This is a genomic window from Pseudomonas sp. KH_040 (genome assembly GCF_057839305.1).
The window spans coordinates 3,096,596-3,119,136 of record NZ_CM174487.1; the positions used below are offsets into that span (position 1 = coordinate 3,096,596).

General features: G+C 60.7%; 14 protein-coding genes. 9 read left to right on the top strand and 5 right to left on the bottom strand.

Going from position 1 to position 22,541, the window contains the following annotated elements:
- Positions 1 to 174: 174 nt before the first annotated feature.
- The 5 genes from eprS to AC3IUF_RS13920 all read left to right on the top strand — a co-directional run bounded on the left by eprS (position 175) and on the right by AC3IUF_RS13920 (position 10,725).
- The gene (gene eprS, locus AC3IUF_RS13900) at positions 175 to 3,135 is read left to right on the top strand and encodes an autotransporter serine peptidase EprS (protein WP_489281341.1); all 2,961 of its coding nucleotides are present in this window, start codon (positions 175 to 177) and stop codon (positions 3,133 to 3,135) included.
- Between the two features lie 88 nt (positions 3,136 to 3,223).
- Positions 3,224 to 6,301: an autotransporter domain-containing protein gene (locus tag AC3IUF_RS13905; RefSeq protein WP_489281342.1), complete on the top strand. Its 3,078-nt coding sequence runs from the start codon at positions 3,224 to 3,226 to the stop codon at positions 6,299 to 6,301.
- Positions 6,302 to 6,358: 57 nt separating this feature from the next.
- Positions 6,359 to 8,047: a polyurethane esterase gene (locus AC3IUF_RS13910; RefSeq protein WP_489281344.1), complete on the top strand. Its 1,689-nt coding sequence runs from the start codon at positions 6,359 to 6,361 to the stop codon at positions 8,045 to 8,047.
- 208 nt (positions 8,048 to 8,255) lie between these two features.
- Positions 8,256 to 10,109, top strand: coding sequence for a polyurethane esterase (locus AC3IUF_RS13915; RefSeq protein WP_489281346.1), 1,854 nt, complete (start codon positions 8,256 to 8,258; stop codon positions 10,107 to 10,109).
- Between the two features lie 241 nt (positions 10,110 to 10,350).
- Positions 10,351 to 10,725 (top strand): hypothetical protein, encoded by a 375-nt coding sequence (locus AC3IUF_RS13920; RefSeq protein WP_489281348.1) that lies wholly within the window; start codon positions 10,351 to 10,353, stop codon positions 10,723 to 10,725.
- Positions 10,726 to 10,869: 144 nt separating this feature from the next.
- Here AC3IUF_RS13920 and AC3IUF_RS13925 read toward each other — a convergent pair whose 3' ends face one another.
- On the bottom strand, positions 10,870 to 11,094 hold the full coding sequence (locus AC3IUF_RS13925) for a YgdI/YgdR family lipoprotein (protein WP_042705060.1): 225 nt from the start codon (positions 11,092 to 11,094) through the stop codon (positions 10,870 to 10,872).
- 194 nt (positions 11,095 to 11,288) lie between these two features.
- Between AC3IUF_RS13925 and AC3IUF_RS13930 the strand changes: the two genes are divergently transcribed.
- The 4 genes from AC3IUF_RS13930 to AC3IUF_RS13945 are packed head-to-tail and all read left to right on the top strand — an operon-like array spanning position 11,289 to position 17,795.
- Entirely contained in the window at positions 11,289 to 12,941 is a 1,653-nt protein-coding gene (locus AC3IUF_RS13930) for a VRR-NUC domain-containing protein (protein ID WP_489281350.1), read from the top strand.
- Complete coding sequence (locus tag AC3IUF_RS13935) at positions 12,938 to 15,256, top strand: ATP-dependent DNA helicase (protein ID WP_489281352.1); 2,319 nt, start codon at positions 12,938 to 12,940, stop codon at positions 15,254 to 15,256. Before AC3IUF_RS13930 ends, AC3IUF_RS13935 begins: the two co-directional genes overlap by 4 nt.
- 5 nt (positions 15,257 to 15,261) lie before the next feature.
- Positions 15,262 to 17,202 (top strand): hybrid sensor histidine kinase/response regulator, encoded by a 1,941-nt coding sequence (locus AC3IUF_RS13940; RefSeq protein ID WP_007914869.1) that lies wholly within the window; start codon positions 15,262 to 15,264, stop codon positions 17,200 to 17,202.
- Positions 17,203 to 17,258: 56 nt separating this feature from the next.
- Positions 17,259 to 17,795 carry a hypothetical protein gene (locus tag AC3IUF_RS13945; protein ID WP_007914867.1) on the top strand — a complete coding sequence of 179 codons (537 nt, stop codon included), beginning with the start codon at positions 17,259 to 17,261 and terminating at the stop codon, positions 17,793 to 17,795.
- 421 nt (positions 17,796 to 18,216) lie between these two features.
- On the opposite strand, the gene AC3IUF_RS13950 is transcribed toward AC3IUF_RS13945, so the two are convergent.
- The 4 genes from AC3IUF_RS13950 to AC3IUF_RS13965 form a co-directional block, all read right to left on the bottom strand.
- Positions 18,217 to 18,513 (bottom strand): hypothetical protein, encoded by a 297-nt coding sequence (locus tag AC3IUF_RS13950; protein ID WP_007914865.1) that lies wholly within the window; start codon positions 18,511 to 18,513, stop codon positions 18,217 to 18,219.
- A gap of 187 nt (positions 18,514 to 18,700) precedes the next feature.
- Positions 18,701 to 20,044: a cation:proton antiporter gene (locus tag AC3IUF_RS13955; RefSeq protein WP_489281354.1), complete on the bottom strand. Its 1,344-nt coding sequence runs from the start codon at positions 20,042 to 20,044 to the stop codon at positions 18,701 to 18,703.
- Between the two features lie 160 nt (positions 20,045 to 20,204).
- Positions 20,205 to 21,062, bottom strand: a complete 858-nt coding sequence (locus AC3IUF_RS13960; protein WP_447785338.1) for a glucose 1-dehydrogenase — start codon at positions 21,060 to 21,062, stop codon at positions 20,205 to 20,207.
- Between the two features lie 196 nt (positions 21,063 to 21,258).
- The gene (locus tag AC3IUF_RS13965; protein ID WP_489281356.1) at positions 21,259 to 22,425 is read right to left on the bottom strand and encodes a MalY/PatB family protein; all 1,167 of its coding nucleotides are present in this window, start codon (positions 22,423 to 22,425) and stop codon (positions 21,259 to 21,261) included.
- Positions 22,426 to 22,541 lie beyond the last annotated feature (116 nt).

The following is a 22,541-nucleotide window of genomic DNA, read 5'->3' on the forward strand; positions in this document are numbered from 1 at the left end:
GGGAGAGGGCTGGCGTGAGGGGATGTGCTTTACCTAATCCACAATCGACCCAGGTTTTTCAGGTCGATGCATGACGCGAGACACCTCGGTCAGCTCCCTCTCCCTCGGGGAGAGGGCTGGGGTGAGGGGAACAGGCAACACCGCAAAAGAACCTGCATAAAACAATAAAAGTGAATGGTGAACATGGACGGACGTATCAAACCTATTTCGCTCGGCACCTTGCTGCTTGCGATTTCCGCAAACCCCGCTCAGGCGCAATACCTGGAACCTGGAAAACCCGGCGATCCGGCCAGTTGGCGCACTGCCGAATTCCTCCGTGACTGGGGCCTTGAGCGGATGCAGGCCGACAAAGCCTACGCGGCAGGATTTAGTGGCAAGGGGGTAAAAATCGGCGCCCTCGATTCTGGCTTTGACACAACTCACCCAGAGTTCGCCAGTGACCGCTATCACCCGGTGACGGCCACTGGCAGCTACGTCGATGGCTCGCCGTTCAACGTCGACGGCACCCTCAATCCCAACAACGACTCCCACGGCACCCACGTCGTCGGCACCATGGGCGCCTCGCGCGATGGCAGCGGCATGCATGGCGTTGCGTACAACGCGCAGATCTACGTCGGCAACACCAACAAGAACGACAGCTTCCTGTTCGGCCCCAATCCCGATCCGCGGTATTTCAAAGCGGTGTACGACGCGCTGGCCGATGCCGGCGTGCGCGCGATCAACAACAGTTGGGGTAGCCAGCCGCCAGATGTCAGTTACCGCACCCTCGCGGATGTGCAGAAGGCCTACGCCCAGCACTACAACCAGGGCACCTGGCTTGACGCGGCGGCCGATGTCTCGCGGCGCGGGGTGATCAACGTGTTCAGCGCCGGCAACAGCGGCTACCCGAATGCCAGCGTGCGTGCGGCACTGCCGTATTTTCAGCCGGATCTCGAAGGCCACTGGCTGGCGGTCTCCGGGCTCGATCAGAACAATCAGCAGAAGTACAACCAGTGCGGCATCGCCAAATACTGGTGCATCACCACGCCGGGCGCGAAGATCGACAGCACCGTTCCCGGCGGCGGCTACGGGATCAAGTCCGGTACCTCGATGGCGGCACCCCATGCGACCGGCGCATTGGCGCTGGTCATGGAGCGTTTCCCGTACATGACCAATCAGCAAGCCCTGCAAGTGCTGCTGACCACCGCCACGCAACTGGATGGTTCGGTGACGCAAGTGCCGAATGAACAAGTCGGCTGGGGTGTCATCAACCTGGACCGGGCGATGCGGGGGCCGGGGCAGTTGATGGGGGTGTTCAATGCCAATCTGGCGGCCGGACAGAGTGACGTCTGGAGCAATGACATTTCCGACAAGGCAGGCAAAGCCCGCGAAGATGAAGCACTCGCCGAGCACTATGCGTGGGAGAAAACATTCTTCAACAAGGCTTGGTACAACGGGCTTCCGGAGAATGCCAGCCAGCAGGACAAGACGGATTATGCGGTGGGCATGGCCCGCGACGCCGCATGGGAGAACAAGATACTTCAGGGTCGCCTGATCAAGTCCGGGGCAGGGAGTCTGTATCTCACCGGGAACAATACGTTCAGTGGCGAGACCATGGTCAACGGCGGTCTGCTGAGCGTCGACGGTACATTGACTTCGACGGTGACAGTCAATGACGGCGGTACTCTTAGTGGTACTGGTGTGGTCGGCGGATTGATCCTCAACCGCACCGGCCGCGTTGCGCCCGGCCACTCCATCGGCACGCTCAGCGTGATGCGTGACGTCCTTATGGGGGATCTTTCGACTTACGAGGTTGAGGTGTCGCCAACGAGCAGCGACCGAATCGTTGCCGAAGGCATGGCTGCCCCCGGTCTGGGTGCGGTCAGCGTGTCGCTGGAAAACAGTCCAACCCTGCTCAGTGCCGTCGAAGCGAGAAGCCTGCTCGGTAATCGTTACGTCATCCTGGAGGCGAAGAGCGGAATATGGGGCCAGTTTGGCAGTGTTCAACCGAACTATCTGTTCATCGGCGGCGTCCTCGATTACGGCGTCACCACCATTGAACTGAGTATCGAGCGCAACGCGACCTCTTTTGCCAGTGTTGGCCTGACCCCGAATCAGCGCGCGGTGGCGACGGCTGCGGAAAGTCTGGGCGCAGGCAACTCGGTGTATGAAAGCCTGCTGCTCTCGGAAAATGCCGCGTCTGCGCAACAGGCGTTCCAGCAACTGAGCGGCGAAATCCATCCAGCGCTGGGCACGATGCTGATCAACGACAGCCGCCAGTTGCGTGATGCAGTGGGCGAGCGTTTGCGCGATAACAATGCTGCGCAAAGCAATGGCTGGATCAAAGCCCTCGGCGCTTGGGGCACGACCGATTCGAGCCACGACACAGCGGGCTATAGCACGTCGATTGGCGGATTGCTGGCCGGTGTCGATGGCGCGCTGGATGAGCAGACGCGCATCGGTCTGGTTACCGGTTATAGCGACAGTTCGCTGAGCATGGGCTCGGGCACGCATTCGTCGGCCAAGGTCGACAGCTATCACTTAGGCGCGTACGCCGGCCGTGAAATCGGCGCGTGGCGCTTGAGCACCGGCGCGGCATACAGTTGGCATCGCGCCGATGTGAAACGCGATCTGCAATACAGCGACCTCAGTGCCAAACAGAAAACCAAGGTCGATGCCACCACCACGCAAGTATTCGGCGAAGCGGCTTATCGCCTGCACCTGCAACCACTGGCGCTGGAGCCGTTCGCCAACCTGGCTTACGTGCATCTGGACACTGAAGGTTTCACCGAGAAGGGCGACGCCGCGGCGCTGAAAAGTTCGGGTGATCAACGTGACGCGGTGCTGAGCACCCTCGGCGTGCGGGCGATCAAGACTTTCAATCTTTCTCCTCAACAATCATTGGACGTGAGCGGCCACCTCGGCTGGCAGCACAGCCTCAGCGACATCGATTCCGAACAGCACCTGCGCTTTGCCAGCGGCGGCACGCCGTACGCGGTGGAGAGTTCAGCGCTGGTGCGTGATGCTGCGCTGGTTGGCGTACAGGCCAGCCTGGCGTTGAGCAAGGACGTGCGCGTCAACCTTGATTACAACGGACAACTGGCCAATCGCGAGAAAAGCCATGGCGTCGGCCTGAGCCTGAACTGGCAGTTCTAACCCACGCTGATCGTTCCCACGCGGAGCGTGGGAACGATCAGAGCTGAAGAGACGGATTTTTCGCAACAACACTAAGGAAGGTCGCTGGATGAATAACAATAAAACCCCCGCGCAAACGGGTGGCCGCTTTGCCCTGAAATCCCTCACGCTCGCGGTACTCTGTGCAATCGGCACGGCACACGCTGCGCCGTACGTGGAGAGCGGTCGCACGGGCGATCCGTCGAGTTGGCGCAGTGCCGAGTTTCAGGCCGATTGGGGTCTGGGCGCGATCGGTGCCGATCATGCTTACGCCGCCGGCTATACCGGTAAAGGCGTGAAACTGGGGATCTTCGACCAGCCGGTGTACGCCGCGCACCCGGAGTTTTCCGGCAGCAATAAAGTCGTCACCCTGGTCACCAGCGGGATCCGTGAATACACCGACCCGTACATCCCGGTCAAAGCCGGCGATGCGTTCCGCTATGACGGTTCGCCCTCGGTCGGCTCCGACGGCAAACTCGGCGCCCACGGCACCCACGTCGGCGGTATCGCCGCCGGCAGTCGCGACGGCGGACCGATGCACGGTGTGGCGTTCGGTGCGCAGATCATCAGCGCCGACAACGGTGACCCGGGTCCGGAAGACGGCATCGTTCGCGGCAACGACGGCGCGGTGTACAAGGCCGGTTGGGATGCGCTGATCGCCAGCGGCGCGCGGATCATCAACAACAGTTGGGGCATCGGTATCACTGACCGTTTCGACCTCGGCGGCCGCGATCCGGCGTACCCGCATTTCACCGTCAATGACGCGCAGTTGCAGTTCAACGAGATCCGCACGCTGCTCGGCACCAAGCCTGGTGGCGCCTACGATGGCGCGATTGCCGCCGCGCGCAGCGGCATCGTGACGATCTTCGCCGCCGGCAACGACTACAACCTCAACAACCCGGACGCCATCGCCGGCCTCGGCTATTTCGTTCCGGACATCGCGCCGAACTGGATCACCGTCGCCGCGTTGCAGAAGAACCCGGACCTGGCCAGCGCCAACCCGTACATCATGAGCACGTTCTCCTCGCGCTGCGGTTACACCGCGAGTTTCTGCGTCTCGGCGCCAGGCACGAAGATCTTCAGCTCGATCATCGAAGGCACCAACGCCGACAACCTGACCACCGGCTACAAAAACTACAACGGCACCTCGATGGCCGCGCCGCACGTCGCCGGCTCCATGGCGGTGCTGATGGAACGCTTCCCGTACATGACCGGCGATCAAGTCGCCACGGTCTTGCGCACCACCGCCACCGACCTCGGCGCACCGGGCATCGACGCCTTGTACGGCTGGGGCATGATCAACCTGCGCAAGGGCATCGATGGCCCGTCGATGTTCGTCACTGAGCAAGACATACCGGCGGAATTCCGCATCGACGGCGCGTACGGTTCCGGCCAGTTTGTCGCCGATCTACCGGGCATCGGCGCGATCATCGATCAGGGCAAACCGACCGAACGCGTGTGCACCGACATCACCTGCGGCCTCGACACCTGGCGCAACGACATTTCCGGCCACGGCGGTTTGACCAAGCAAGGTATCGGTACGCTGGTGCTGACCGGCAACAACACTTACAGCGGCCCGACCCTGGTCAATCAGGGACGTCTGGCCATCAACGGTTCGCTGCAATCGGCGGTGACGGTGAATGACGGCGGTATCCTCGGCGGCAACGGCCACATCGGCGCGCTGTCGGTGAACAGCGGCGGTACGGTGGCGCCGGGTAACTCCATCGGCACAATGAACGTGGCCGGTGACGTGACCTTTGCACCGGGTTCGACCTACGCCGTAGAGCTGTCGCCGACCAGCAGCGATCAGATCATCGCCACGGGTAAAGCGGTCATCGAAGGCGCCACGGTGAGCATGTCGCTGGAAAACAGCCCGACACTGCTGACCACCAACGAGGTGCAAAGCCTGCTCGGCACGCGCTACAACATCCTGCAAGCGGCCGGCGGCATTGAAGGGCGCTTCGGTCAGGTGTTGCCGGATTACGCCTTCCTCGGTGGCACGCTGGCGTACTCGGCCGATGGCATCCAGTTGGCCGTCGGGCGTAACGAGGCTTCGTTCGCCAGCATCGGTCTGACGCCAAACCAGCGCGCGGTGGGCGCTGCGGCGGAACGGCTGGGCGCCGGCAATGCGCTGTTCGAAACCCTGTTGCTGTCGCCGAATGCGGCGTCGGCGCAGCAAGCGTTCCAGCAACTGTCTGGCGAAATCCATCCGGCCATTGGCACGATGCTGATCAACGACAGCCGTTACCTGCGTGAAGCCGTTGGCGAGCGTCTGCGTGAGCGTGATCTGTTCAATGCCAGCGCACCGACTGACGATCGCAGCAACGCCTGGGTCAAAGTGTTGGGGTCGTGGGGCAAGAGCGATGGCGGGCATGACAATGCCGACTCCAACAGCTCTATTGGCGGCCTGCTGGCCGGTGTTGATGGCTTGATCGCTGAAGATACCCGTCTGGGTTTCGTTACCGGTTATAGCGACAGCTCGTTGAGCATGGGCAGCGGCACGCATTCGTCGGCGTCGGTCGACAGCTACCACTTGGGTGCGTACCTGGGGCATCAGATCGATGCGCTGCGTCTGACCGTCGGCGGCGCCTACAGCTGGCACCGTGTCGACGTCAAACGTGACCTGCAGTTCGGGGACGTCAGCAGTAAACAAAAGACCAAGCACGATGCCGCCACCACTCAAGTGTTCACCGAGGCCGCTTATGATCTGGGCCTGCAACCGATGAATCTGGAACCGTTCGCCAACCTGTCCTACGTGCACCTCAATACCGAAAGCTTCACCGAGAAGGGTGACGCCGCCGCGCTGAAGGGCGGTGAGGACAATCGCGATGTGGTGCTGTCGACCCTCGGCGTGCGCGCCAAGCGTTCGTTCGCTTTGTCGGATCAGCATCAGCTGGAACTGGGCGCGAGCCTCGGCTGGCAGCACAACCTGAACAACGTCGATGCTGACAGCCATCTGGCCTTTGCCAACGGCAACAGCGCGTTCACCGTGCAGGGCGTGTCGATGGATCGCGACGCCGCGGTGGTCGGCGTGCGGGCAGGTCTGGCGCTCAACCGCGATGTGCGGGTGAACCTGGATTACAACGGCCTGATCGGCTCGAACGAGAAGGACCACGGTGTGGGTCTGACCCTCGACTGGCAGTTCTAAAGCGTACCGGCAGCTCTGCACAGAGCTGCCGGTTTCTGAAGGAAGAGAGAGCACAACATGGGACTGTTCGATTATAAAAATGCCGATGGCAAAGCGTTGTACAGCGACGCCATCGCGCTGACGCTATATGCCTACACGCCGACCGGCAAGCCGCTGCCGGCCACCGCCTGGACGCCGCTCACGGCGACGGCGCTGGGCTATCAGGGCAAAGTCGGGCCGCAGGGCACGTTCTTCGGCGAGAAGGACGGCTTCACCAGCGCCGAGGCGGAAGTGCTCGGCAAATACGACGCCGCCGGCAAACTGATCGGCATCGGCGTGGCCTTTCGTGGCACCGGCGGGCTCGGTTACAGCGATACCTTCGGCGACCTGAAAAACAACCTGCTGGCCGCCATCGGGCCTTCGGATTACGCGAGCAATTACGCGAAAAACGCCTTCGACAATTTGCTCAAGGCTGTCGCGGCATTCGCCATTGCCAACGGCATCGCCGCCAAGGATGTGTTGCTCAGCGGTCACAGCCTCGGCGGGCTCGGCGTCAACAGCGTTGCCGAATTGAGCGCGAGCAACTGGGGCGGCTTCTACAAGGACGCCAACTACATCACCTTCGCCTCGCCAACCCAGAGCAGCACCGGCAATAACGTGCTGAATATCGGTTTCGAGAACGATCCGGTATTCCGCGTGCTCGATGGCACCACGTTCAGCACAGCCTCGATGGGCAAGCACGACAAACCCCACGATTCGACCACCGACAACATCGTCAACTTCAACGACAACTACGCGTCCACCGCGCAGAACCTGGTGCCGTTCAGCATCGTCAATCCGCTGAACTGGTCGGCCCATAGCTCGCTGGGCTATGCCGATGGCTTGAATCGGGTCATCGATTCGAAGTTCTACAACCTGACGCATAAAGACTCGACGATCATCGTCTCCAATCTGGAAGAAGCGTCCCGGGGCAAAACCTGGGTCGAGGATCTGGGGCGCAGCGGTGAGCCTCACACCGGCAGCACCTTCATTATCGGCACTCAGAGCAACGACTGGCTCAAGGGCGGCGCGGGCAACGACTTCCTCGAAGGCCTGGGCGGCGATGACCGTTTTCGTGATGACGGCGGCTATAACATCCTGCTCGGTGGCCAGGGCCACAACACCTTCGAGCTGCAGAAACCGTTGCAGAACTTCAGCTTCGCCAACGACGGTGACGGCACGCTTTACGTGCGCGATGCCTACGGCGGTATCAGCATGACCCGCGACATCGGCGCGCTGGTGAGCAAGGAATCGGGTTCGTGGTGGGGCAGCAAGGAAATCACTTGGGGCGTCACAGCCACAGGTTTGACCAATGGCAGCGAGCTGACCCAGTACAACCACTCGCTCAGTGGCGACGGCTACGGTAATGCGCTGCACGCCACGGCTGACGGTGACTGGCTGTTTGGCCTTGGCGGCGATGACAAGCTGATCAGCGACAAAGGCTATGTGACCTTCGTCGGTGGCGCCGGTAACGACGTGATGACTGCCGTGGGTGGCAACAACACCTTCCTGTTCAGCGGCGCGTTCGGTTTCGATGCCATCAACGGTTATCAGGGCAGCGACAAACTGGTGTTCATGGGCGTTGAAGGCGCGGGGCAGGGCTACGACTACAAGCAACACGCGGCGCAGACCGGCAACGATACCGTGCTGAAGATTGGCGACTATGCCGTGACCCTGATCGGGGTGGGAGTGGCTAACCTGTCGGACTCGGCGTTCGTTTTCGCCTAAACAGTAATCCTGTAGGAGCTGTCGAGTGAAACGAGGCTGCGATCTTTTGATCTTGCTTTTAGGAGCAAGTCAAAAGATCGCAGCCTTCGGCAGCTCCTACAAAGGTCGCGTTAAAGAAGTGTTGTATCGAAATGCTCCGGGGCGTCCCCGTGGGGCGCCCTGGCTGTGAGCTATCTCTAACAATTCCAACAAGAGAGAGGCAATAGCAATGGGTGTGTATGACTACAAGAACTTCGGCACAGCCGATTCCAAGGCGTTGTTCAGTGATGCCATGGCAATCACGCTGTATTCCTACCACAACCTCGATAACGGCTTTGCCGCCGGTTATCAGCACAACGGTTTCGGCCTTGGCCTGCCCGCCACGCTGGTCACGGCGCTGCTCGGCGGCACCGATTCGCAAGGGGTGATTCCCGGCATTCCGTGGAACCCCGACTCGGAAAAACTCGCCCTCGACGCGGTGAAAAAGGCCGGCTGGACGCCCATCACCGCCTCGCAGTTAGGCTACGACGGCAAGACCGACGCGCGGGGAACTTTCTTCGGCGAGAAGGCCGGTTACACCACCGCGCAAGTGGAAATCCTCGGCAAGTACGACGCTCAGGGCCATCTCACCGAGCTTGGCATTGCCTTTCGTGGCACCAGCGGCCCACGTGAGAACCTGATCCTCGACTCCATCGGCGACGTGATCAACGACCTGCTCGCCGCCTTCGGTCCCAAGGATTACGCCAAGAATTATGTCGGCGAAGCGTTCGGCAATCTGCTCAATGATGTGGTGGCGTTTGCCAAGGCCAACGGCCTCAGCGGCAAGGACGTGCTGGTCAGTGGTCACAGCCTCGGCGGCCTAGCGGTCAACAGCATGGCCGACTTGAGCGGCGGCAAGTGGGGCGGTTTCTTTGCCGACTCCAACTACATCGCCTACGCCTCGCCAACGCAAAGCAGTACCGACAAAGTGCTCAACGTCGGCTACGAAAACGACCCGGTGTTCCGCGCCCTCGACGGTTCGACCTTCACCGGCGCCTCCGTCGGCGTGCACGATGCGCCCAAAGTATCGGCCACCGACAACATCGTCAGCTTCAACGATCACTACGCCTCAACCGCGTGGAATCTGCTGCCGTACTCGATCCTCAACATTCCCACCTGGATCTCGCACTTGCCGACCGCGTATGGCGACGGCATGAACCGGGTGATCGACTCAAAATTCTACGACCTGACCAGTCGCGACTCGACGATCATCGTCGCCAACCTCTCGGACCCGGCACGGGCCAACACCTGGGTGCAGGACCTCAACCGTAACGCCGAAACCCACAAGGGCAGCACGTTCATCATCGGCAGCGACGCCAACGACTTGATCCAGGGCGGCAGCGGCAACGATTACCTGGAAGGCCGCGCCGGCAATGACACTTTCCGCGACAGTGGCGGCTACAACGTCATTCTTGGCGGGCAGGGCAGCAACACCCTCGATCTGCAAAGCGCGGTGAAGAACTTCGACTTCGCCAACGACGGCGCCGGCAATCTGTACGTGCGCGATGCCAACGGCGGGATCAGCATTACCCGCGACATCGGTAGCATCATTACCAAAGAGCCGGGGTTTCTCTGGGGCCTGTTCAAGGACGATGTGACCCACAGCGTCACGGCCAGCGGCTTGAAGGTCGGCAGTAACGTCACCGCGTACGAGTCCAGCGTCAAAGGCACCGCTGGCGCCGACACGCTGAAGGCACATGCCGGTGGCGACTGGTTGTTCGGCCTGGATGGCAACGATCACCTGATCGGTGGTATCGGCAATGACGTGTTTGTCGGCGGCGCTGGCAATGACCTGATGGAGTCGGGGGGCGGGGCGGATACGTTCCTGTTCAACGGCGTGTTCGGGCAGGACCGGGTGGTGGGTTACACGTCCAACGATAAACTGGTGTTTCTCGGTGTGCAGGGTGTGTTGCCGGCGGAGGACTTCCGTGCCCATGCCGCCACTGTTGGGCAGGACACGGTGCTGACGTTTGGCAACGATTCGGTGACGCTGGTCGGGGTGTCGCTTAATAGCCTGAGTGCTGACGGTGTTGTGATCGCCTGAGGTTGATGGGGTGCTGGTAAGGGCCCTTTCGCGAGCAGGCTCGCTCCCACACTGGATCTGTGTCGTTTGCAAATCCCCTGTGGGAGCGAGGCTGCTCGCGAAGAGCGATAACTCGGTTTCAAAAGTGACTCGATGGCCACGACCTGACTCAAATCCCTGCGAAAACAGCAAGTGCGGCCTAAAGCCAGCACGTGCGCACACGTTCTACAGCTAGCCGCCATTGAGTACAGGAGATTCAAACGTGAAAGGTTTCAAGGGGTATGTCGGGTTCGTTGCACTGGCGCTGGGTTCGGCCAATGCCTGCGCCGATCTGCCTCAAAGCTCGATTCTGAGCCGTTACGGCGTTACCACCGACCAACTGCCGAGCCCGCCGAAAACCGAGGCGGTCGAATCGGTCGAAGAGAAGAGCCGCTTTCAGATCCAGCCCGAACAACCGTTCGTGACCCTGCGCCTGGGTGACGGTAAACAGCCGCAGACCACCGGCAATCTGAGCATCGATCGTATGGCGCAGCAGGATCTGGAACGCTGCCGGCGCTTGCAGGGGGAAGTGGTCAAGCGGGGTGGCACGTACATGCCTTGCGACGGCAGCATTCCAGGCATGCCGACCTTCGAATAACACAAAGCTGCCCTGATATGATCGTTCCCACGCGCAGCAAAGGAATGCAGCCCGGGACGCTCCGCGTCCCATCCAGAGGCGAACCCGGAGCGTCCGTTGAGGCATTCCCACGCAGAGCGTGGGAACGATCGACACGAGCGAAACCTAGTCTTCTTCGCGCACGGTCGCGACCTCATCAGCACGGACCTTCACCTTGGCTCCGGAAATATCCTCGAACTCATAGAAGCCATCCTTGGTTTTGGTCTTCGGCATGTCCTTGGTCAGATACTGGGTGCCGTTCTGCAGAGTGACCACCGTCGGGGTCGAGCAACCGGCCAGTGTCAGCGCCGCAGCGATGGCGAAAGGGATGCCCAGTGATTTGATTTTCATACCCACCTCTAAATCCTCATTCGATGTGATGCCGAGCATTGTCGGCCCTCTAACGCGGTTGGTGCCATCCCCGAGGGAAAAGTTCGATGGCCCGGCGAAAAAATGCCATTGATCATTTTCCGTTTGCGCCGGGCAGGGCACAGCTGGTATCTGTACGCATAACCAGTACTCGTTCGCCATGGCCCAGAATTCCCGTGACTGCCAATCCCCTCGACGACCCGTTCTATTACCTCAACAACTTCCGGCAAGTGCTTGATTGGCTTGAGCTTCGCTATGCCGATGTGATGAGTGAAACGGAACACACGTTCATTCGCGACTTCAAGGCCTTGCCCCGAGCGTCGCAGGGTTTGCTGGTGCGGATGGTCATGCGCAAGGGCGTGCATTTTCGTGCCGGCAAACTCAATTACGTTGAAATCGGTGACATCGCCGAGGCCGCGCAGCCGTTGCTGGGGCACGGCTGGATCGACGAACACGCGCCGCTGGCCCTCGCCGAGTTGTTCGACGTGTTGCTCAAGGCCGAGATCCTGCAAGCCTTTGCAGCCTTCATCGAGCAGCCCAAGGGTCGCAAGGACGATTGGCTGCCGGTACTGGCCGAGCAGTTTGCTGACACTCGCAGCCTGCGCGACTGGGCGCCGCTGCTTGATGATCGTTTGTTCAGCCTGACCATCATGGACTTGTGCGACCGCTTGCGGCTGATGTTCTTCGGCAACCTGTATCAAGACTGGTCGGAATTCGTTCTCGCCGACCTTGGCATCTTCACCTATGAAAACGTCGAATTCTGCGCCGACTCGCGGGGCCTGCGCAGTCGCGCAGACGTCGACGCCTGCCTGTTCCTGCACAACTGCCAATTGCGTTTCGAGGCCGGTGAGCCGCTGGCAACCATCGTCGAGCAGGTCAGTGCCTTGCACTTCGACAACCCGTGGCTGCAACGCCGGCGTGGCAAGGTGTTGTTCCAGATCGGTCAGTATTGCGAGCGCATCAGCGAATTTGCCCTGGCCCTGAGCATTTACCGCGACTGCGCCTATCCCGGTGCCCGTTTGCGCATGATCCGCGTGCTCGAGCGCAGCGGCGAATACCCGTCGGCGCTGGAACTCGCCACACTGGCAGAACAGGCACCGGAAAATGCCGCCGAGCAGCAGGGCCTGCAACGGATTCTGCCAAGGCTGCGGCGCAAACTTGGTGGCCCGCCACTCAAGCGCACAGCGGCCAGACCGGTCGAGCGGCTGGACCTGCAATTGCCGCGCAGCGATCCTGGGTTGTCCGTGGAGTATTACGTGCAGGCGCACTTGCACGATGATGACGGCCCGGTGCATTACGTGGAAAACAGCTTGATCAATTCGCTCTTCGGCTTGTTGTGCTGGCCGGCGATCTTTGCGCCGTTGCCCGGGGCGTTTTTTCACCCGTTCCAGCGTGGCCCGGTGGACCTGCTCAATGAAGACTTCCAGCAACGCCGCGCCGAGCTGTTTCAGGCGTGCCTGAGCGAACTCGACGACGGTCGCTATGTCGCGACCATTCGCCAGCGCTTTGTCGACAAATGGGGCATCCAGTCGCCGTTCGTGTTCTGGGGCGCGGTGAATGAACAACTGTTGGAACAGGCGTTGGCCTGTCTGCCCGCCGAACATCTCAAGCACTGGTTCAACCGTTTGCTGCTCGACATCAAGGCCAACCGCGCCGGCATGCCCGACCTGATCCAGTTCTGGCCGCAGCACAAAACCTACCGGATGATTGAAGTGAAAGGCCCCGGCGATCGCCTGCAGGACAACCAATTGCGCTGGCTCGAATTCTGTCATCAACACCAGATGCCGGTGGCCGTGTGTTACGTGCAATGGGCGGAGCAGAGCGCTTGAGCTACAGCATTGCCGTGCGCGCACTGTGTGAGTTCACCGCCAAGACCGGCGACCTCGACCTGCGCTTCACTCCATCCCCCACGGCGCTGGAAGGCATCGCCGGCCACCGCACCGTGGCCTCGCGGCGCAGCGAAAAATATCAAAGTGAAGTGGCGCTGGAAGGCGAGTTCCGGCAATTGAAGGTCAAGGGCAGGGCGGACGGTTACGACCCGGCGCAAAACTGCCTGGAAGAAGTCAAAACCTACCGTGGCGACCTGAGCAAGCAACCGGCCAATCACCGCCAGTTGCACTGGGCGCAGGCGAAGATCTACGGCTGGTTGATGTGCCGCAAGCTCGAACTCGAACAGATCAATCTGGCGCTGGTGTATTTCGATATCGTCAGCGAGAAGGAAACCTGTCTGGTCGAGGCGTTCAGTGCAGATGCGTTGAAAGCCTTTTTCGAGCAGCAATGCACGCTGTTCCTGCAATGGGCTGAACAAGAAATGGCTCATCGCGAGGCGCGCAATCTCGCCGCACAACAATTGGCGTTTCCCCATGCCGATTTTCGTCCCGGTCAGCGGCATCTGGCCGAGTCGGTGTTCAAGGCCGTCAGCACCGGACGCTGCCTGATGGCCCAAGCCCCGACCGGTATCGGCAAAACCCTCGGCACGCTGTTCCCGATGATCAAGGCTCTGGCGCCGCAGCAACTGGACAAGGTGTTTTTCCTCACTGCCAAAACACCGGGGCGAAAATTGGCGCTGGATGCCAGTCAGGTGTTGTTCGATCAGTCACCAGCCTTGCCTTTGCGGGTGCTGGAAATGGTCGCCCGCGACAAAGCCTGTGAACACCCGGACAAAGCCTGTCACGGCGAATCCTGCCCGTTGGCCCAAGGTTTTTATGATCGCCTGCCAGCCGCGCGTGAGGCAGCAAGTCGAATCCGCCTGCTCGATCAAGCGGCCATGCGCGAGGTCGCCGCGCAGCACGCGGTGTGCCCGTATTACCTGAGTCAGGAGATGGCCCGTTGGGTGGACGTGGTGATCGCCGACTACAACTATTACTTCGACTTCAGCGCGATGCTGTTCGGTCTCGCCCAGCTCAATCAGTGGAAAGTCGCGGTGCTGGCGGACGAGGCGCATAACCTCGTCGAACGTGGCCGGCAGATGTACAGCGCCAGTCTTGATCAGTTCACCCTCGGCAGCGTGCGCAAAACCGCGCCGGCGGCGCTGAAGAACGCGTTGCAACGGGCCAACCGTGAATGGAACGCGCTGCATGCGCCGCAATTGGCGGCGTATCAGGCGTACGACAAGGCGCCGGAAAAACTCCTGCACGCCATCTCGCTGTGTTGCGCGGCCATTGGCGATTACCTCAATGACCACCCGCAGGGTCTCGACAGCGCCTTGCAGAACTTCTACTTCGACCTGCTGCAATTCGCCCGGGTGGCCGAGCTGTACGACGAGCATTACCTGTTCGATATCAGCAAGCGCGACCTCGAGCGCAAAAAGCCGCTGTCGCAATTGTGCCTGCGCAATGTGGTGCCGGCCGCGTTCATTGGCCCGCGCCTGAAAGCTGCGCGCAGCAGCGTGCTGTTTTCCGCGACCCTCAGTCCGCGCCATTATTACGCTGACTTGCTCGGCACGCCCGCCGACACCGTGTGGATCGACGTTGAGTCGCCGTTTTGCGCCGAGCAGTTACAGGTGCAAATCGTCAGCCGCATCTCGACGCGTTTCAACCATCGTCAGGCCTCGCTGGAACCGATTGTCGAGCTGATCGCGCGGCAGTTCAGCGAGCGCCCCGGCAACTATCTGGCGTTTTTCAGCAGCTTCGATTATCTGCAACAAGTGGCGTCGTTGCTGGCGGAGCGTTATCCGCACATCACCCTCTGGCAGCAATCGCGGGGGATGCTCGAAGGCGCGCGGCAGGCCTTTCTCGACCAGTTCACCGCACACAGCCAGGGCATCGGCTTTGCTGTGTTGGGCGGTGCGTTTGGCGAAGGCATCGATTTGCCCGGTGCGCGGCTGATCGGCGCGTTCATTGCCACGCTGGGGCTGGCGCAGTTCAATCCGGTCAACGAACAACTCAAATACCGCATGGCGGCGATCTTCGGCGCCGGTTATGACTACACCTACCTGTACCCCGGCGTGCAGAAAGTGGTGCAGGCCGCCGGACGAGTCATCCGTACCCGCGAGGATCGCGGCGTGGTGATGCTGATTGACGACCGCTTTGCCGAGAGCCGGATCAAACAACTGCTGCCGCGCTGGTGGGCGATCAATCATGAGACGGCCGCTTCCCAATTCGCTGGATTGCCGCATACTTCCGATCATGACAATGGCTGGTGAGTGTGATGAGCGAGAAAAACAAGACCGCGGCGATCGAAGAGATGCGTTTTCGTCTATTGATCGATGCGGTGGTCGACTATGCGATCTACATGATCGATCCCGACGGCATCATCACCAGTTGGAATTCCGGCGCCAAACGCTTCAAGGGTTATGAAGAGGCGGAAATCCTCGGCGAACATTTCTCCCGCTTTTATACCGCTGAGGATCGCGCCGCGGGTCTGCCGCAACGGGCGCTCGATACGGCGATCCGTGAAGGACGTTTCGAAGGCGAGGGCTGGCGGGTGCGCAAGGATGGCACCAACTTCTGGTCGCACGTGGTGATCGATCCGATCATTGATCCCGACGGCAAGCTGCTCGGCTTCGCCAAGATCACCCGCGACCTGACCGACCGCAAGATGGCCGAGGAAACCCTCAAGCAAAGCGAACAGCAGTTCCGTTTGCTGGTGCAGGGCGTCACTGATTATGCGATCTACATGCTCAGTCCCGAAGGCCGGGTCAGCAACTGGAACCAGGGCGCGCAGCGAATCAAGGGCTATCTGCCGGAAGAAATCATCGGCCAGCATTTTTCGATCTTTTATACCCCTGAAGATCGCGAACTCGGCGAGCCGCAACGGGCGCTGGAAATCGCCACCCGCGAAGGCCGCTTTGAAAACAAGAGCTGGCGCATGCGCAAGGACGGCACGCGGTTTCTCGCTCATGTGGTGGTCGATGCGATTCGTGGTGACACCGGCACGTTGCTCGGTTTCGCCAAAATCACCCGCGACATCACCGAGGCCCACCTGGCGCAGCAAGCGCTGGAGAAAACCCGTGAAGCGCTGTTCCAGGCGCAGAAGATGCAGGCCATCGGCCAACTCAGCGGCGGCGTCGCCCATGACTTCAATAATTTGCTGACGGTGATTCTCGGTAACCTCGAGATCGTGCACAAACGCGTGGGCGACGATCCGAAAATCAGCCGCCTGCTGGAGAACGCCACTCAAGGCGCTTTGCGCGGCGTGTCGCTGACCCAGCGCATGCTGGCGTTCGCTCGCCGTCAGGAACTGAAGACCGAGTCGGTGGATATTGCGCAATTGGTTCAGGGCATCACCGGGTTGCTGCGTAGCTCCCTCGGGCCGGGCATTCGTATCGATACGCGGTTTCCCGAAGATATCGAGCCGGTGCTGGCGGATACCAATCAGTTGGAGTTGGCGTTGCTTAACCTGGCAACCAACGCCCGCGACGCCATGCCCGATGGAGGTACGGTGAGCATCACTGCCGAACCGCAAGTGGTGCTTGAGCTGGGGCATTCGGACCTGCCAGCGGGGCGTTATGTCTGCCTCAGCGTAATCGACAGCGGGGAGGGCATGGATGAGCACACGCTGGCGTCGGCCAGAGATCCGTTCTTCACCACCAAAGGGCTGGGCAAGGGCACCGGACTGGGCCTGTCGATGGTCCACGGCTTCATGGAGCAACTCGGTGGCCGTTTCATCCTCAAGAGTGCAAAGGCCCAGGGCACTACGGCGGAACTGTGGATTCCGGTGGCCGTTGCGGGCATGGCCAACAAGCCGCCGCTGCCTCACGCCGAGCCGGTGGTGGTGCCGAGACTGAGCGTGCTGGTCGTGGATGACGATTCGCTGGTGTTGACCAGCACCAGTCTGCTGCTCGAAGACCTTGGCCATCGGGTGATCAGTGCGACGTCCGGTGCGCAGGCGCTGGCGTTGTTCGATCAGGGCGAGGTCATCGACCTGATGATCACCGACATGGCCATGCCGCAGATGAGCGGCGCACAACTGGCACATGCCGTGCGCGTGCTCAAACCGGACCTGCCGATCATCCTGGCCACCGGTTACGCCGAGCGTCTGGAAGGTTTTGCCGCGCAACTGCCACGGCTGCCCAAGCCGTTCACGCAAATGAATCTGGTGGCAATCATTGCTCAGTCGATGAAAAAAAACGTCGGTCAATCCGTCTGAACTTGCGCGCCAACGGGGACTTCTAAAGGTTTTCCCCACCCCGGAGCATGCACTTTTTGTCTCGCATACTGACCGAGCCCACTGCTGAAGAAACCCTGACCGAACATAACGCCAAAATGTTCGGCTCACCCAAGGAACGGCTGGATTTCTATCGGCGGGAGATCCAGTACGAAACCAGCATCCTCGCCAACCGCACCGACGCCTATCTGGCGGCGCAATCGTTTCTGGTGATCGCCTTTGCGTCCTGCATGGCCAACCTCAACCCGGAGTGGGGCAAGTTGTTCACGCTGGTGGTGCCACCGTTTCTGGCACTCCTCGGGTTGCTTAGCTCGCTGAACGCCTGGCCGGGGATTCGCGCGGCGTACGACATCATCGATCACTGGCATTTCAAGCAGAGCCACTTGCTCCACAGCGAACCGCTGATGGGCCTGGCGTATGACGAGTCGCCGCTGTTCAGCGAGATGGAATCGAGCCACAAGGGTTATCGCAAGTCGCTGCTGTTTTCGGTGCGCACGCCGTGGATCTTTGCGACGTTTTGGGTGTTGCTGGGGAGTTATGCGGTGTTTATTCAGGTGACCAATCCTGGGGGGTGATGGGCAGCTCTAGAAGAGCCCGGCCTATGTGGCCGGGCTTTTTCATTCGCTTGGATTTTGTGTTGCCATTCAGATCGATCCCCCTCACCCCAGCCCTCTCCCCCAAGGGGGCGAGGGGGAAGGGAGCAGATTTTTGTGCTGTTCAAAATCTGCGTTCGGCTAGGTACCTCAGGCCAAAGTCCGCGTTCAACTCGGAATCTCAGGTCGGCGTACCTCAACCATCCACCTCGGTCAGTTCCCTCTTCCTCTGGGAGAGGGCTAGGGTGAGGGGCTGTCAAGGTTCGCACCGTAGTGAGCCGGTCCTCGTCGTATTCAAAAATCCGCGTTCGACTCGGTATCTCAAGTCGGCGTATCCCGACCATTCACCGCGGTCAGTTCCCTCTCCCTCTGGGAGAGGGCTAGGGTGAGGGGCTTTTCTGCCTCACTCCACAGTTTCAAGCTCTCGACGCAGCGCCATTGAGTTTTGCGAGGACATCGGGATCGGTGGGAAGTCCTCGTTCAGGACGCACAAATGGTCGATGGCGTCTTCAAACATCGAGTCGGCTTTCTTGCGCAGTGCGCGGTAGCGCTCAAACTGCTCAATGTCCAGATCGGCCACGTCAAGCAGCGCATTGGCCGCTCGATTGAGGGTGTGGGCGTTATCGAACAATTGACGATTGCGTTCCAGGGCCAGTGCTCTGCAAGCCTTGATTTGCGCAGGAGTCGAGCATTCTTTCATGACCGTGACCTTTTTCTTCAAGGATTCCGTTTCATAGGCGTAGCGCCGCAGGGGAACCGAACCTGCCGGGCCTCGCCGGACGTATCCGGCGAGGGGTTATGCTTGTGACTGCCGGTGATTAAGCAGGGATCCATTTTTTTACAGAAAAATGTTCGATCAATTAGTCGATAAAACTCGGGATTAAAAATCAGGATTTTTGTTTCTTGTGCTGCTCATAGCGAGCGAGGATCGGTTGCGTGCTGATGCCATGCAGCAAAATGCTCAGTGCCACCACCGACAAGGTCAGGTCGGTACACAAGGTGGCGACGCTATCGGTCAGCCCGTGATTCAAGCCGTAAAACAGATAGAACAGGCTACCGATCCCGCGAATGCCGAACCAACCAATCAACAGCCGTTGGCGTCCCTCCAGCAATGCGCCCCAAGGCATCAACGCAACGCAGGCCGGGCGGATCAGGCAGAACAACACGCCGCCCACCAGCAACGCCCGCCAATCCCAATGCGCCACTAGCACCACGCCGAGCAGGGTTACCAGAAACACTTCCATGGCGCGCTCGACCAGACCGCCGAATGACAGCATGTCGCCCATCATGATGCCGGCGGCGACCTGGTCACTCTCCAGCCGTTCCGTGTCGCCGTGCACCGCGTGCTGCGGCTCGACGTTCTGGTGGCCGACCACTGGTTGCACCAGATGCTCGGCGGGTGGCTGCCCTGCGCCGGTGGATTTCACTTCGACCTGACGCAGGCCCAGCCCGGCAGCAAACACCGACAGAAAGCCATAGCCGCCAATCGCCTCGGCGACGACATAGGCCAAGGCGATCAGTGACAACGCCAGATAGTCATTCGGACTGAGCGTGCTGTCGTCATTGCGGATACGTAGCGAAAGCGTCACCCGACCGATACCGCGCCCCATCCAGTAACCGGTGAGCAATCCTGCGGGCACCGCCCACAATAAATTGCGCAGAACCCAGCCCTGCCACTCGGCGGCAGAGCCGTCACCGTGGATCAACAACAAACCGAGAATCACAAACGGAAAGGCCACCCCGTCATTCAGCCCGGCCTCGCCCGACAGGCCGAAACGCACGCTGTCGACATCCCGCGCATCGTTGACCTGAACCAGCGCCGCCAGCACCGGATCGGTCGGTGCCAGAATCGCGCCGATCAACAGCGACGGCCCCCAGGGCAAGCTCAACGCAAAGTGCAGCAGCAGACAAACCCCGGCAATGGTCAGCACCATCACTGGCCCGGCGAGGCCAAAGGCGATTCGCCAACGTTTGTCACTCAGCGGCAGGCGCAGCTTCAGGCCGCAGACGAACAGGGAGAAGAGCACCGCGACTTCCGTCAGGTGCTCCATCCACAGCGAGGCGTCTTCCAGGGATAACTTCAGCAGATCGAGGCCACTGGGGCCGATGCCTATCCCCAGCAACAAGCAAACTGCTGACGTGGTCACCGGCATCCAGCGCAGATACGACGAGGTCAGTGCCAGGGTCAGCAGGACGGCGCCGAGTACGGCGACCCACACGATAAAACTCATGATCTGCCGCCCTCAGTGATTAATGACGGCCGCCCGCAGAGACCCTTTAGCTTCTGACGCCGCCCCTGTAGGAGCTGCCGCAGGCTGCGATCCTTTGACCTTGTTTTTAACATCCTAATCAAAAGATCGCAGCCTTCGGCAGCTCCTACAGTGCGTTTACTCACAACATCGGTTTACCACCGGTCACGCCATAGCGCTGGCCGGTGATGTAACTGGCTTCGTCCGAGGCTAGCAGCACATAGATCGGCGCCACTTCAACCGGTTGCCCCGGGCGGCCGAGCGGGGTGTTGCCGCCGAAGTTCTGCACTTCTTCATCGGGCATGGTCGAGACAATCAACGGCGTCCAGATCGGCCCCGGTGCCACGCAGTTCACGCGAATCTCTTTCGGCCCGAGCATCTGCGCCAGACCGCCGGTGAAGTTGGCAATCGCGCCTTTGGTGGTGGCGTAGGCGAGCAGGGTGGGTTTGGGCATGTCCGAGTTGATCGAACTGGTGTTGATGATCGACGCGCCGGCGCGCATATGTTTGATCGCGGCCTGACACAAGCGGAAGATCGCGGTGATGTTGACGTCGAAGGTCATCACCCATTCCTCGTCGGGGATTTCTTCGAAGGTTTCGTGGGTCATCTGGAACGCGGCGTTGTTGACCAGCACATCGATGCGGCCGAAGCGTTCAACGGTCTTGTCGACCAAGGCCTGGCAATGGGCTTTTTGCGCGATGTCGCCCGGCAACAGCAGGCATTGGCGCCCGGCCTGTTCGACCCAGCGCGCGGTTTCTTTGGCGTCTTCATGTTCATTCAAGTAGGCGACGGCAACATCGGCGCCTTCACGGGCGAAGGCGATTGCCACGGCGCGGCCGATGCCGCTGTCGGCGCCGGTGATCAGGGCGATCTTGCCGGCCAGCCGCCCGGAGCCGACGTAGCTTTGCTCGCCGCAGTCGGGGTAGGGCTGCATTTTGCCTTGCGCGCCGGGCACGGCTTGGGCTTGTGCGGGGAAGGGTGGTTTTGGATAGTCGGTCATCGCGGGTCTCCGAGGTCTCAGGGCAGGTATGGGCGGTTGACCCGGTGTGTTTGCCGTGAGTTCGATCGGATTTACGCAGGTCTTCAGACTGAATAAAGAACCTGTGGGAGCTGGCTTGCCAGCGATAGCAATGTATCAGTCGACATTAATGTTGAATGTCAGACCGCTATCGCTGGCAAGCCAGCTCCCACAGGGTTTAGTGGTGTTCCCAGGTGTTGCGCTGAGTCAGGGCGCGCTCCATGCGGGCGATGCCTTCTTCCAGCAGCGAGCGCGGGCAGCCGAAGTTCAGGCGTACGAACTGCTGGTGTTGATCGCCGAAGTCCAGACCCGGGCTCAGCCCCACTTTGCCCTGCTCGAGGAAGAACTGCTGCGGGTTGTCCAGGTCCAGCGCCGAGCAATCCAGCCAGGCCAGATAGGTGCCCTGCGGTACATTGATGGTCACGCCAGGCAAGCGGCTGCGCACCGCTTCAACCAGCCAGTCGCGATTGGCTTGCAGGTAGGTTTTCAGCTCGGCCAGCCACGGTCCACCTTCGCTGTAAGCCACGCGCGTGGCTTCCATGCCCAGCGGATTGACGCTGTCGACCATGCCGCAACGGGCGTGGTTGACGCGTTCGCGCAGGGCGGTGTTCTGGATGATCATGAACGAGGTCTTCAGGCCGGCAATGTTGTACGCCTTGCTCGCCGACATCAGGGTGATGGTGCGCTCGGCGATCTCCGTGCTCAGCGACGCGGTCGGAATGTGCACGCGACCGTCGAAGCACAGTTCGGCGTGGATTTCGTCGGAGATGATCCAGGCGTCCTGCGCCGCGCAGATATCCGCCACCGCTTGCAGCTCTTCACGGCCAAACACCTTGCCGATCGGGTTGTGCGGATTGCTCAGAAGCAGCGCGCCGCCACCGTTCAGCGATTCACGCAGTACGTCCAGCGGCGTTGAGTAAGTACCGTCAGCCTGTGCGACGAACTCCAGCTCAACCTTGTTCAACCCCCAATGCCCCGGCGCGTGGCGCAGCGGCGGGTAGTTTGGCACTTGCACCACAACGTTCTGCTGCGGCTGCACCAGCGCCTTCAAAGCCATGTTGAAGCCCGACTCGACTCCCGGCAGGAAGATCAGCTCTTGCGGTTTGACCTTCCAGGCGAACTTTGCCCAGAGGTCGGCGACGATGGCTTCACGCAAGTTGTCCTGCGCCACGCTGTAACCCACCAGCGGGTGCAGCAAACGTTGCTGCAATGCCTCGATCACCACCGGTGGCGCGGCGAAATCCATATCAGCGACCCACATCGGCAACACATCGGCCGAATAGCGGCTCCACTTGGTGCTGCCGGTGTTGTGGCGGTCGAATACCTGATCAAAATCGAAAGTCATGCGCGGTCTCGTGAAGGCGGGATTGGTCCTGCGGGCATGATAAACCCATGTCTCTTTGGAAACACACTCAAACCCTGTGGGAGCTGGCTTGCCAGCGATAGCGGTGGGTCAGTCAC

Bases quoted from the DNA above. Each gene is read 5' to 3' on its own strand.
- AC3IUF_RS13965 (WP_489281356.1), bottom strand. From the start codon at position 22,425: ATGACTTTCGATTTTGATCAGGTATTCGACCGCCACAACACCGGCAGC.
- AC3IUF_RS13905 (WP_489281342.1), top strand. From the start codon at position 3,224: ATGAATAACAATAAAACCCCCGCGCAAACGGGTGGCCGCTTTGCCCTG.
- AC3IUF_RS13955 (WP_489281354.1), bottom strand. From the start codon at position 20,044: ATGAGTTTTATCGTGTGGGTCGCCGTACTCGGCGCCGTCCTGCTGACC.
- AC3IUF_RS13925 (WP_042705060.1), bottom strand. From the start codon at position 11,094: ATGAAAATCAAATCACTGGGCATCCCTTTCGCCATCGCTGCGGCGCTG.
- eprS (WP_489281341.1), top strand. From the start codon at position 175: ATGGTGAACATGGACGGACGTATCAAACCTATTTCGCTCGGCACCTTG.
- AC3IUF_RS13940 (WP_007914869.1), top strand. From the start codon at position 15,262: ATGAGCGAGAAAAACAAGACCGCGGCGATCGAAGAGATGCGTTTTCGT.
- AC3IUF_RS13910 (WP_489281344.1), top strand. From the start codon at position 6,359: ATGGGACTGTTCGATTATAAAAATGCCGATGGCAAAGCGTTGTACAGC.
- AC3IUF_RS13960 (WP_447785338.1), bottom strand. From the start codon at position 21,062: ATGACCGACTATCCAAAACCACCCTTCCCCGCACAAGCCCAAGCCGTG.
- AC3IUF_RS13950 (WP_007914865.1), bottom strand. From the start codon at position 18,513: ATGAAAGAATGCTCGACTCCTGCGCAAATCAAGGCTTGCAGAGCACTG.
- AC3IUF_RS13915 (WP_489281346.1), top strand. From the start codon at position 8,256: ATGGGTGTGTATGACTACAAGAACTTCGGCACAGCCGATTCCAAGGCG.